At 59.3% G+C, this 12,524-nt stretch carries 12 protein-coding genes and 1 tRNA gene; 9 read left to right on the plus strand and 4 right to left on the minus strand.

From position 1 onward, the window contains the following. The first annotated feature begins 28 nt into the window (after positions 1-28). From F617_RS0120400 to F617_RS0120410, 3 genes are all read left to right on the plus strand, one after another. Positions 29-1,261 carry a hypothetical protein gene (locus F617_RS0120400; protein ID WP_019566522.1) on the plus strand — a complete coding sequence of 411 codons (1,233 nt, stop codon included), beginning with the start codon at positions 29-31 and terminating at the stop codon, positions 1,259-1,261. A 50-nt stretch (positions 1,262-1,311) separates the two neighbouring features. Further along, positions 1,312-1,620, plus strand: a complete 309-nt coding sequence (locus tag F617_RS0120405) for a hypothetical protein (RefSeq protein ID WP_019566523.1) — start codon at positions 1,312-1,314, stop codon at positions 1,618-1,620. 260 nt (positions 1,621-1,880) lie between these two features. Further along, positions 1,881-3,437, plus strand: a complete 1,557-nt coding sequence (locus tag F617_RS0120410; protein WP_019566524.1) for a hypothetical protein — start codon at positions 1,881-1,883, stop codon at positions 3,435-3,437. A gap of 100 nt (positions 3,438-3,537) precedes the next feature. On the opposite strand, the gene rpsA is transcribed toward F617_RS0120410, so the two are convergent. Continuing rightward, positions 3,538-5,238 (minus strand): 30S ribosomal protein S1, encoded by a 1,701-nt coding sequence (gene rpsA / locus F617_RS0120415; protein ID WP_004431908.1) that lies wholly within the window; start codon positions 5,236-5,238, stop codon positions 3,538-3,540. A gap of 149 nt (positions 5,239-5,387) precedes the next feature. Then, positions 5,388-6,068, minus strand: a complete 681-nt coding sequence (gene cmk / locus F617_RS0120420; RefSeq protein WP_004431904.1) for a (d)CMP kinase — start codon at positions 6,066-6,068, stop codon at positions 5,388-5,390. Positions 6,069-6,266: 198 nt separating this feature from the next. Here cmk and F617_RS0120425 point away from each other — a divergent pair, with 198 nt between their 5' ends. Continuing rightward, on the plus strand, positions 6,267-6,656 hold the full coding sequence (locus tag F617_RS0120425; protein WP_004431900.1) for a TIGR02300 family protein: 390 nt from the start codon (positions 6,267-6,269) through the stop codon (positions 6,654-6,656). Between the two features lie 152 nt (positions 6,657-6,808). Then, positions 6,809-6,884: transfer RNA gene (locus F617_RS0120430), tRNA-Ala, on the plus strand. Between the two features lie 71 nt (positions 6,885-6,955). On the opposite strand, the gene F617_RS0120435 is transcribed toward F617_RS0120430, so the two are convergent. After that, complete coding sequence (locus F617_RS0120435; RefSeq protein ID WP_025595216.1) at positions 6,956-7,456, minus strand: hypothetical protein; 501 nt, start codon at positions 7,454-7,456, stop codon at positions 6,956-6,958. Between the two features lie 71 nt (positions 7,457-7,527). Further along, complete coding sequence (locus F617_RS0120440) at positions 7,528-7,902, minus strand: PAS domain-containing protein (protein WP_004431894.1); 375 nt, start codon at positions 7,900-7,902, stop codon at positions 7,528-7,530. A gap of 208 nt (positions 7,903-8,110) precedes the next feature. On the opposite strand from F617_RS0120440, the gene F617_RS0120445 reads away from it, so the two are divergent. From F617_RS0120445 to nadC, 4 genes are all read left to right on the plus strand, one after another. Further along, a complete protein-coding gene (locus tag F617_RS0120445) occupies positions 8,111-9,013 on the plus strand; it encodes a membrane protein (RefSeq protein WP_004431893.1) in 903 nt (300 codons plus the stop codon). A gap of 69 nt (positions 9,014-9,082) precedes the next feature. Beyond that, the gene (gene nadA, locus F617_RS0120450; protein ID WP_004431880.1) at positions 9,083-10,054 is read left to right on the plus strand and encodes a quinolinate synthase NadA; all 972 of its coding nucleotides are present in this window, start codon (positions 9,083-9,085) and stop codon (positions 10,052-10,054) included. Next, on the plus strand, positions 10,051-11,616 hold the full coding sequence (locus F617_RS0120455) for an L-aspartate oxidase (protein WP_019566526.1): 1,566 nt from the start codon (positions 10,051-10,053) through the stop codon (positions 11,614-11,616). Before nadA ends, F617_RS0120455 begins: the two co-directional genes overlap by 4 nt. A 1-nt stretch (position 11,617) precedes the next feature. Next, positions 11,618-12,475 (plus strand): carboxylating nicotinate-nucleotide diphosphorylase, encoded by an 858-nt coding sequence (nadC, locus tag F617_RS0120460; RefSeq protein ID WP_004431875.1) that lies wholly within the window; start codon positions 11,618-11,620, stop codon positions 12,473-12,475. The last annotated feature ends 49 nt before the right edge of the window (positions 12,476-12,524 follow it).

Here is a 12,524-nt window from a genome sequence, read left to right on the forward strand (position 1 = left end):
GCAACTTTGGGTGGCCGGGGACTTCCAGATGATTACACCGTTGCAGCAGACGGCAAGCATTGCAGTCAGCGACCTCATGCGGTCGATGGTGGAAACCATTGAGGAACGCCATCGCGAAGAGCAGGAAAAAGCGAACGGCACCAAAAAAGACGAGACGATAAAGACCCAGCCGCAGCCGGACCAAAGCCATCGCGTTGCCAATGAAAAGATAAGCGCCTATCTGTTCGGCGCCATGAAGCCTGATGGCGATGCCTTCGCCTCGCTTGTCTCCCGTTTCTCGTCTGCGCTTGGCATCACCCAGGAAAACGATGAATCGAACGCGGCTTTCGCGCAAAGGCTTCAGGACGCGCTGACCCTGACCGACGGCTTTGAAAAAACCGATGCGGCAGGAAAAGCCACGACGATTTCGCTGAAATCCTTCGGCGTTTCGGAAGCGCAGGTCGTGGAAGTCCTGAATAACGGCGTAACTACCAAGACCGCGCCCATGGCAGCACTTGCCGCACGCATTGCCCAAAATGCCGGCCTGAGCGGCAAGGAAGAAGATTTCGGCGTGCAGATGTCGAAAGCAATCATGGCAGTGCGCGCCACCGCACCCAAAAATGTCAATGATCTCGAAGAATCGACTGGCCTCAAGGAACTTGGTATTTCCGCGCAGCAGATGATCGCCGCAATCGCAAACCCATTTGGCGATGCGGCACGCGCCGTGAAGAATGCGCTGAACGATCAGGCGCAGGGCACCCAATTCATGACACGGGAAACGATGAAGGTCATCCAGCGCCTGGAAGACGTTGCCGATCCGAAAACCAAGGAAGAATTGCAGGCCGAACGCGGCAAAAACCGCATGGGCGAAATCAACGATGCCGAAGTTGCGGCCGAGCGGGAAGAGGATATCCAGACCCGAGACGCACAGGGCAAGCTGGAGGATGTGCAAAAACTTCAGGACGTCGTGAAGGAACACATCGACGCTGCCGCCGAAGAAAAAGCGCAAGGCACTGACGGGCAAGGCCCGGTCGATATTTCATCGGAAATCGCCCTTATCTCCGTGCTCGCGGCAACGCCATCAAGCGAAACGGCCCCGGCTGAAAATGACAACGAACCCGCAGAGACAGACGCCGCAACCAAGACGGAAGCCGATCAGAAAGACGACGCCGAAAAACTGCTTGATGCTCAGGCAGTCGTCGATAACGCCCGCAGCGCCATTTTGCCGATCTCGATAGACGACAATGGAATTTACGCACTGCTGAAGAAGAAGGCGGCATGATCTCGCCGCTACCGATAGTAACTTGAGCGAAACATGATGTGAGTTCAAACATGTCTCAAATTTCCGGCATATCCGGCAGCGCCGGCCTCGATGCCGAACCAAATGCGGCGCAAGCGCTGCTCTCGATCGCCGGTCCGCCACTGGCGCCGAATGACGACAATTTCGTTGCCGCAAGCGAGGAAGACAACCTCATCGCCCCCGTGGAAAATCGCCCCGAGAGAGGTTTTCCCAAGGCGAGCTGGCTCGACGCGATGCCGCCGGAAGCCTTTGAGGCAGCGGACAGCGAACCGGACCATATTTCATCGGTCAATTCCGACGATAACGGGCTTTACCGCATGTTCATCAGCGTCTCTCCCTGATTGCCATATCGACACGATTTTTATGGTTAGCGAATTCTTAATATCTACGGCCCAGACTCAGGGTTGATGATTCTGTGTGTATCGCGAAGAGCTGGCATTCCTGCCAGCGACGCACACGGCGCTCCCGCATGAGCGGGCGAGATGACACCTGTACATCACCGGCGCGGCAATCTTTCAACATAGGCCAAATGCGGATCAGAGAGCCAAGGGACTGGCCCTCTCGCAGCCAGCGACGGTAATCGATAGGAACGGAGCGCAGCATGTTACCGCCTGTACCGAAAATTCCGGCAGCCGATGCCGCCTATGGAGCCGCAGCCTCGCAGACGCAGCGCGGGGAGCCGAAGGAGGCCGTGCAGCCGCAGGCAAGCAATCTTGCTCCCGACAATGGCAGCAGTCTTTTCGCCAAAGCCGCAGTCACCTCTCTCGCCAGCGAATATCAGCTTTCCCGCAGCACCGCCGTTCTGGCGGAGGCGCTTGGCAAGCTTATGAACCTGCCAAGGCGCGATGGCGAAGCCATTCAAACCTATGTGATGCGTCTGACGGATGCGCTGCGCGCCCTGCCCGCACCGCAGCGCCTGGCGCTGGAACAACAGGTCAGCAAAGTCCTGCAGGGGTTGAGCCTTTCGATGCTCGCAGAAATCCTGAAACAGCCAACCGGGCCGGATGCCGCAAGGCTTGCGCTGCTGATCGAACTTTCCCGCTACAAGGGAACGGATCTTGCGGCGAAGGCGGTGGTGTCCTCTTATCAGCAGAACAATTCGGCCAATCCGGTGACCGCGCAGCCAGTACAAGCGAGACAGCAGAACGGCCCGAGCCAGAGTGCTGACGGCCGCCCAAACCCGGCAACGACCACCACAACAACAGCACAACCGGCAACCGCCGCCGCGCCCGGCCGGCTGTTGCCTATGCTCATAGGCCCGCTTGCCCAAAGCGCCGCCGCAATAAAAGCCATGGTTGCGGCGCAGGCAGCGCCGCAAGGCCCGCAGGCCAATCTTCCCGCCCCACCTGCCGACATGTCCGACTCTCCGCACGATGCGGCAAAACCGGAAGGGAAAGCCGCCGAAAGCACCGTACGCTCGCCTCAGCCGCAAACGGGCAGCACAACAAAAGAAGCTTCGACAGATGCCCGCCCGGCAAATCCGCCACGGGCTGAGAACGCTGAGATGCGCCCTGCACTTCAGCATCGGGACACGATGAAGCTGGAGCCGAGGGAAATCCGCACTACCTTGAACCCGCCATCCAGCCAGTCCACGGCTGGCGCCAAGGATATGGAAAACCTGCTCCTTGCTGCAGTGGCCGGCAAACTTCCCGCCAAGGCCACCACCGCTGCCCAACTTTCCGCCACGCCACCTGGCGCCGTACCGCAACCACTCGAAGAGCAGCCTGCCGAAAAAACTGCCCTCGCAGCGCCCATCCACCCGACCGGGGAGGAAACGGAGACGATTACCAACCGGCCAGAAGCCCAGCCCATGCCCCGCGCCGCGCTCGACCCGGAAGCAAGAATGGCGATGCTGGAACAAACGGCTTCGCAATCGCTGATCGCTGCGGCTCTGGCAAAAGACGGCACGCCGTTACCGCTCGTCGCATACCCGCCGGCAGAAGAGGACCACGAATCGGAAACGCCGCATCGCGGGCGTGGTCCATTTTCCGAGGATGAAGCGAATGGCGAGGCGGAGGGCGAAAATCCCGACGGTCAGGACGAGATGGAAGAGCGGGTCGCCGCCAATGACGAGATTGGGGATGGGGAAAATCCGCGGACAGCGGCTTTCGACGACAGTGCGGAAAATTATTACCTCAAGATGAGTGGCATGCACTGAATTCCGCGCCGCCCATTGGCCTGTGCCACGAACACTATAGCCAACAAAAAACCCGCCGGAAAATTCCGGCGGGTTCTTTATATCAAACGATCTCTAGCGATTATTCGCTGCGGTTCTTCAGAGCCGCACCGAGGATGTCGCCGAGCGAAGCGCCAGAGTCGGACGAACCGAACTGTGCGACGGCTTCCTTCTCTTCAGCGATTTCCAGAGCCTTGATCGAAAGCATGACCTTGCGGTCCTTCTTCGAGAAGTTGACGACGCGAGCGTCGAAAACCTGGCCAACTGCGAAACGCTCCGGACGCTGATCGTCACGATCGCGTGCGAGGTCGTTGCGGCGGATGAAGGAGGTGATGTCCTCGTGGTTGACGAGCTTCACTTCCACGCCACCGTCGTTAACGGCGATGACTTCGCACGAAACGACTGCGTTCTTGCGCAGGTCGCCGGACGTTGCGGCTTCACCGACAGCATCCTTGCCGAGCTGCTTGATGCCGAGCGAGATGCGTTCCTTCTCGACGTCAACATCGAGAACGACGGCCTTGACCACGTCACCCTTGTTGAACTCTTCGATGACCTGTTCGCCCGGACGGTTCCAGTCGAGATCCGACAGGTGAACCATGCCGTCGACATCGCCTTCGAGGCCGATGAACAGGCCGAATTCGGTCTTGTTCTTGACTTCGCCTTCGACTTCAGTGCCGGCCGGATGGCTGAAGGCAAATGCCTGCCACGGGTTTTCCAGCGTCTGCTTGAGGCCGAGCGAGATACGGCGCTTGGACGGATCGACTTCGAGAACGACAACGTCAACTTCCTGGCTCGTGGACAGGATCTTGCCGGGATGTACGTTCTTCTTGGTCCAGGACATTTCGGAAATGTGGATCAGGCCTTCGATGCCCGGCTCCAGCTCAACGAATGCACCGTAGTCGGTGATGTTCGTGACCGTACCGGAGATCTTCTTGCCAACCGGGTACTTGGCGGAGATGCCATCCCACGGATCGGACTCGAGCTGCTTCATGCCGAGCGAGATACGGTGGGTTTCCTGGTTGATGCGGATGATCTGAACCTTGACCTGCTGGCCAATGTTGAGGATTTCCGAAGGATGGTTGACGCGGCGCCATGCCATGTCGGTAACGTGCAGCAGGCCGTCGATGCCGCCGAGGTCAACGAACGCACCGTAATCGGTGATGTTCTTGACGACGCCGTCAACAACCTGGCCTTCTTCGAGGTTCTGAACGATTTCAGAACGCTGCTCGGCGCGGGACTCTTCGAGAACCGTGCGGCGCGAGACAACGATGTTGCCGCGACGCTTGTCCATCTTGAGGATTTCGAAGGGCTGCGGGTTGTGCATCAGCGGGGTAACGTCGCGGATCGGACGGATGTCGACCTGCGAACGCGGAAGGAAGGCAACGGCGCCGTCCAGATCGACGGTGAAACCACCCTTGACCTGGTTGAAGATAACGCCTTCGACGCGCTCGCCAGCTTCGAACTTGGCTTCGAGCTTGACCCAGCTTTCTTCGCGGCGAGCCTTCTCGCGCGACAGAACGGCTTCGCCGAGTGCGTTTTCGATGCGCTCGACGTAAACTTCGACTTCGTCGCCGACCTTCAGCGTGCCGTCCTTGGACTTCGCGCCGAATTCCTTCAACGGTACGCGGCCTTCAACCTTGAGGCCAACGTCGACGATGGCAACGTCCTTCTCGATTGCCGTCACGATACCCTTGGCAACATAGCCTTCGGCAAGATCGTTAGAGGCAAAGGATTCTTCGAGAAGCGCTGCGAAATCTTCGCGCGTGGGGGTAGATACTGACATGAAATCTCCTGATTGCATCCGCGCGAGAGCGAATACAAAAGCGCCGGTGGGCTAGCGTTGTTGATACCCGAACCCATGCCCGCCTTTTCAAAAGGCTTCCCGGCGCAAGGACATGTCTTCAGGCAATTCCGGACTAAACGCGGACCGATTCAAGCGGTTCCGCGAAAAACCTGTTTCTTCAGGGCGGCGTCGATAATCATCCGCGCGGCCTGAAACGCCGCCTCTATACTCATTTCCGACGTATCTAGCAAGTGCGCGTCTTCAGCCGGTTTCAACGGGCTGTCGGCTCGGCCCATGTCGCGCTCGTCGCGTTTCTTCACCTCGGCGAAAATGGCGTCGTAGTCTGCAACGCTGCCGTTGGCGACAATTTCATCATAACGCCTGCGCGCCCGCACGTCCGGCGAAGCGGTGACGTAGAGTTTCACCGGCGCATCAGGGCACACCACCGTGCCGATGTCGCGGCCATCCAGAACCGTGCCCGGTTCCTTTGCCGCAAACCGCTGCTGCGCTGTCACGAGCGCGCGCCTCACCGGCGTCATCACCGCAATCCTGGACGCCGCCTCGCCGATATCGTGCCTTGAAAGCACCGCGCGGTCGAGGCCGGCAAGGTCGAGTTGCAGCGCCACCTTTTCAGCGACTTTCTCGTCATCGAGCGACAGGCCGGCGTCAAGAAGTGCCTTGGCCGTGGCTCTGTAGGTCAGCCCGGTGTCGAGATGATGGAAACCATAGGTCTCCGCAATCTTGCGTGACAAGGTCCCTTTGCCCGCCGCAGCTGGCCCATCTATGGCAATCGTAAAGGTCATGAAGCTTTCTGCCTGTGCGTCCATCATTAATACAGTAGAGTGCGTCGGCCTCCAATCTTTATGAGCAGCCTGACATACAAGTCGCATCATGGGAGGGCGGCCTCCAAAGTTTGTCTTTGACACGAAAGACCGCAACGATTAAGGGGACCGGCTAGAAATTTTACCGTCTATGCCGGTTTTACGGCGTACACACCGAAACTCATTCGACAATTTGAGGCTTAGACAGTGGCAAAAGCGGACCTTGGTACCAAGCGCACAGACCCCGATACCGGCAAGAAGTTCTACGATCTGAACCGCGACCCGGTCGTTTCTCCCTATAGCGGCAAGTCCTGGCCGCTCTCTTTCTTTGAAGAAAGCACCGCTCAGGCAAAGCTCGAGCAGGCTGAAGAAGAAGAAGTCGCGGAAGTCGATGCCGAAAACACGGAAGTCGAACTCGTATCGCTGGAAGACGCCGACGGCGACAACAGCGGCGACGATATCCCGGACCTGGGCGACGATGACGACGACGTGGAAATCGGCGACGACGACGACACCTTCCTTGAAGCCGACGAAGACGACGATGACGACGACATGTCCGGCATCATCGGCGTACCGGGCGACGACGAAGAAGCTTGATCTTATTGGATAAACCAGCCCGGCGACAAAAAAATGAAGCCGGGCTGTTTTTTGTGCTTGCACTCTTCGATTAGCCGAAGTAGTAAGCCGCCACCGAACGGAACAACAGCCGCTTCGGTTCCCGGAACCGGACGAAATGCCGGAACCCTTATGGGGCTATAGCTCAGCTGGGAGAGCGCTTGCATGGCATGCAAGAGGTCAGCGGTTCGATCCCGCTTAGCTCCACCAAACCTTCTAAAATACAAATTTCTATCGTCCAGCACGGGCGTTCGTGCGAAATTGTCTGTTCTTCGCGTTGACTATTGCAAGAGCGCCCGCACATCCTGCCCGTTGATCCGGCATTCCACCGACGGAACGCCGCCGCCTTCTTCCAGCACCCGGCATTCCAGATATTTGCCGCGCAGGCGGTTCTCCAGCGCCTTGAAGGCGTTCAGGCCGCAGGCATAACGGCGGCCGTCAGGTCCGGCGCAAACCCGGTTGCGGTCGATGTCTTCCACGCCGGCGAGGCGGAACTCCTGTCCTTTGAAGGTGAAGCGATTGTTGGACGCAACGCGCAGGCGCTGATCCGCATATATTTTCAGGGGGTATGGATCGGGCGGGGTCGGAATACGCTCATAATTCTGATGGCGGGGATCGACCCTGACCGGAGAGGTCGTCCACAGCGTTTCCGTGTTTGCGGAGAGGCCAGTCGCTGGATATGCCGCCTCGCCATTCATGAGCGAGGCGATGCGGATGCCGGCTATACCAAGCCCCGTGACCAGCACGATCTGAAACAGCAAAATGAAAACCTGCCGAACCATGTCACCGCACATCAAAACAATCGACAAGAAATAGATCGGCGTTTTTCAAGACAGACCGAACGCGATAAATATTACATCAATAAAATCTTGCGCGAGGTGATGTCTCGCACCGTGCCCATCGCCATGATTGGAATGCGGTCACCATCAAGGATAACCCTGCCCGTTGTCCGCAGCCAGCGAAAATCGCCGGATTTGAGTTCGATGCGGTATTGCTGATCATAGAACACGCCGTTCGTCAGCGAGTTGTAAACCGCCTTGGCCACGCGCGCGCGCGAGCCGCTTTCGATCTGATCTATGAAATCCTCCACGGGAATGCCGCGGGCGGCTTTCTCTTCGGAAAATTCGCGCAGGCGAGCCGCCACAGCATCCAGATAAACCAGATTCTGTCCCACGTTCCAGGTGTAATAACCCACAAGTGTTTCTTCGAGATATATATCCTCTAACATCGGCCTTCTACATTATGGATGCTTTTGACGCGGGTCTTAACATAAAGGACGATACGCGACTAACCACAAGCACTTATTCTTTTGTCTGATCGCTACGTAAAGTTTTACATGCGCGGCGGCATCCGCGTTTCCCCGCCCGCTTGTTGGCGAACAGGCATTCCTGTGCCAAAGAAGGTCGATACCGACGCCATCTACCAGAGGAGCCGCCGTGACCATAGGGCTTGCCCACGCCGAACTCATCGCCGTCGTCACCGCCATCACCACGGACGAGCCGCGGGTAATGACCGTGCGGGCGGGCGCGGCACTTCCATCAGGGCCGTTTGAATTCGGACACAGGACGCTTCAGAGCGGGTTGAGAGAGTGGATACACGAACAGACACATCATCCCGTCGGCTATCTCGAACAACTCTACACCTTCGCCGACCGGGACCGCAACAATGACATTCTTGGCGGAAGAACCATATCGATCGGTTATCTCGGGCTGGTTCGCGAACAGGAGCCGCCCGGCAATGGCCGCCCTATCTGGCATGGCTGGTACGAGTATTTTCCTTGGGAAGACCATCGGCAGGGCCGGCCGGCGGTTCTGGACACAATCATCGAGAAGCTGCGCTGCTGGGCGGATTCCGACCCTGCCTGCAAAGGCCAGCGCCATTTACGCGCCGACTTCACCTTCGGCCTTGATGGCGGCGGCTGGAACGAGGAACTGACACTTCAGCGCTACGAATTGCTCTATGAGGCCGGACTGGTCGAAGAAGCCCAGAGTGAGCCTCGGATCAATTTCGGCAGACCGATGTTTGCCGATCACCGTCGCATTCTTGCCACCGGCATCGCGCGCCTCCGGGCTAAGATTAAATACCGGCCTGTAGTTTTCGAACTGATGGCCGACGCTTTCACCCTGCTGCAATTGCAGCGCGCGGTGGAGGCGCTCGCCGGTCTGACGCTGCACAAGCAGAACTTCCGCCGGCTGATAGAACAGCAACAGCTGGTGGAAGAAACTGGCGACATGGCGACCGAAACCGGCGGACGCCCTGCAAAGCTCTTCCGATTCCGCCAGACCGTTGTGGATGAACGCGCCCTTTCCGGAACCAAACTGCCACTCTCCCGCAATTGACATATGCTCACAATGAGAATATCTGTTTGCCGTAGATATACTCAAATAGAGTATAAATGGGAGAGTGCCGTGAACGAACAGATATCTGCCGCAAGCCTTTACGACCGCGTCAGCCGCGTCATTCCCAAGGCGGAATGGATGGGTTTTCAGGATGATGTGGAGGCGATCCTCGATCTGAAGCGCAGGCGCAACGCCGTCATCCTCGCCCATAATTACCAGACGCCGGAAATCTTCCACGGCGTTGCCGATATCGTTGGCGACAGCCTCGCCCTTGCGCGCAAGGCAATGGAAGTAGAAGCGGATGTGATCGTTCTCGCCGGCGTGCATTTCATGGCCGAGACGGCAAAGCTGCTAAATCCGGGAAAAACCGTGCTTATTCCGGATATGGCCGCCGGCTGCTCGCTCGCCGATTCCATCACGCCCGAAGACATCGCACTTCTGCGCAAGGCCTATCCCGGCGTTCCTGTCGTCACTTACGTGAACACGTCGGCGGCGGTGAAGGCGGCTTCCGACATATGCTGCACCTCCGGCAATGCCCGCCAGGTGGTGGAATCGCTCGGCGTGCCGCGCGTGCTGATGCTGCCGGACGAATATCTGGCGAAGAATGTAGCGCGGGAGACCAATGTCGAACTCATCGCATGGCGCGGCCATTGCGAGGTGCATGAGCTTTTCACCGTCGACGACATCAGGGAATTGCGCGAAAGCCATCCCGGCATCACCGTTCTCGCGCATCCCGAATGTCCGCCCGATGTCGTTGAGGCCGCAGATTTTTCCGGCTCGACCGCTGTCATGTCGGACTACGTCGGCCGGGAAAGACCGGCCCGCGTGGTGCTTTTGACGGAATGCTCGATGAGCGACAATGTCGCCGTGCATCATCCCGATGTTGAATTCATCCGCCCCTGCAACCTCTGCCCGCACATGAAGCGCATCACGCTCGGCAATATCCGCACAGCGCTTGAAGAAAACCGCCACGAGGTGACAATCGATCCGGCTGTTGCGGTCGCCGCCCGCCGCGCGGTGGAAAGGATGCTGGCGGTATGAGTGACGCTCTGTCGCAATATGCGGGCAGGACGGTCATCGTCGGCAGCGGTATTGCCGGCCTGATGGCAGCATTGACGCTCGCACCGCAACCGGTACTGCTTCTGACCCGCGGCGCGCTCGGTTGCGAAACGTCCAGCGCCTGGGCGCAGGGCGGCATTGCTGCAAGCCTTGGCGCTGACGACAGCACTGCACTGCATCTTGCCGATACGCTCGCCGCAGGCGACGGCCTCTGTGACGCGGCTATGGCAGCAGATATCGTCTCCACCGCCCCCGCCGTCATCGATGCCCTGGAACGAGCCGGAGTTCGTTTCGATCGCGATGCACAAGGCAGGCTCGTTTTCGGGCTGGAAGCCGCCCATGGCCGCCGGCGCATCCTGCATGCCGAAGGTGATGGCTCGGGCGCGGCCATTGTGAGGGCTCTTGCAGCCGCCGTTCTCAACACGCCGTCCATCGCAGTCCTGGAAGGTGCGGAAGTGCGCCGGCTGCTGACAGAAGGCGGGACCATAGCCGGTCTCATCTGCGCCGGGCAAAAGGGCAGCTTTGTTCTGCCGGCCACAAACGTCATTCTTGCAACCGGTGGCCTCGGCGGGCTGTATGAGGCCACCACCAATCCCACCGGCAATTTCGGACAGGGGATCATGCTCGCCGCGCGCGCCGGAGCCATCCTCACTGATATGGAATTCGTCCAGTTCCACCCGACGGCGCTTTCCTCTCCCCGGCGGCCGCTGGCTCTGGTCAGCGAGGCGGTGCGGGGCGAAGGTGCCGTTCTTCTCAATGAAAGTGGCGAACGTTTCATGGCGACCGTTCCGGGTGCAGAACTTGCCTCCCGCGATATTGTCGCCCGCGCCATCGACCGGGAAATCCTGCGCGGCGGCAAAGTCTTTCTCGATGCCCGCAAGGCGATCGGCAGCGGTTTTTCGGCGCGTTTCCCGTCAATCGACCTGCTATGCCGCGAGGCTGGCATAGACCCCGCCCGCGAACTCGTGCCCGTCCGTCCCGCCGTGCACTACCACATGGGCGGCGTCGCCACGGATGGTAATGGCCGTAGTTCCGTGCCGGGCCTATGGGTTGCGGGCGAAACCGCCTGCACCGGTCTTCACGGGGCTAACCGGCTGGCCAGCAACTCACTGCTGGAGGCGGCTGCCATGGGCATGCGTGCGGCAAAAGATATTGCCGCCCGACCGGCATCAAAACGGGTGACAGCTGTCACGCCATTCGCAACGCCTGTTCTTTCGGCAGCAGACCCGTCTATCGTCCGGCCCATTGTCTCCCGCCATCTCGGCATCGCCAGACATGAAGCGGGGTTGATCAGCGCGATCAGCGAACTTCTCCCACTGGCCGAACAGAACGGCCCGGCATCCGATCCCGCCATCGTCGGACTCGCAATCGCAGTCTTCGCCGCCTTGCGAAGAGAATCGCGCGGGGCCCATTTCCGCAACGACTTCTCGGAAAAGGACGCGACCGCCACAAGGCGCAGGCTTTGCCTGTCCGATGTCATCGCCATTGCCCATAACCTCTCATCGTCCAATCTTTTTTCTTCCAGCATTGCGCGGAGCGCCTGACATGACCCTCACCCCTCTGCCACGCATTATCGTGGAGCCGCTTGTCCGCAACGCCCTTCTGGAAGACCTGGGTCTGGCGGGCGACATCACGTCCGCCGCAGTCATCCCCGCTGATCATCGCTCAGTCGTCGTCATGGCGGCGCGTGAACCGGGTGTCATCGCAGGTCTTGATGCCGCAGAACTGGCTTTCCAGTTGGTGGACCCGACAATCGTGATGAGGCGGCAGGTGCAGGATGGCGCGGCGGTCGCTCCGGGCGATATTATCGCGACGATCGAGGGTCCCTCGCGCGGTCTTTTGACGGCGGAGCGCACCGCCCTTAATTTTCTCGGCCATCTCTCAGGCATCGCGTCCGTCACCGCTACAATTGCTGCCGCCATCTCCGGCACCAGAGCCTCGGTTGCTTGCACCCGCAAAACGACGCCGGGCCTCAGGGCGCTGGAAAAATATGCCGTGCGCGCCGGCGGCGGCATGAACCACCGTTTTGCCCTTTATGATGCTGTTCTCATCAAGGACAACCACATCGCCGTAGCCGGCGGCGTGCGTGACGCTATCCGCAGCGCCAAGGCGGGTGTCGGACATCTGGTCAAGATCGAGGTCGAGGTCGATACGCTCTTGCAATTGCGCGAAGCGATGGAGGAAGGGGTCGATGCGGTTCTACTCGACAACATGCCGCCGGAACAGCTGCGCGAGGCGGTGCAGATCGTCGCCGGACGCGCCATAACCGAGGCCTCCGGACGCATCACCCCTCAAACCGCAGCAGCCATTGCAACAACCGGCATCGATCTCATCTCCGTCGGCTGGCTGACCCACAGCGCGCCGGTTCTGGATATCGGGCTGGACTTTCAAAGCCAAAGCTGACGAAAGCAAGGAGACCGGAACAAAATCCTCGATTGACCGTTAATTCCCT

Source organism: Agrobacterium sp. 10MFCol1.1, from assembly GCF_000381165.1.
Lineage (GTDB): Bacteria > Pseudomonadota > Alphaproteobacteria > Rhizobiales > Rhizobiaceae > Agrobacterium > Agrobacterium tumefaciens.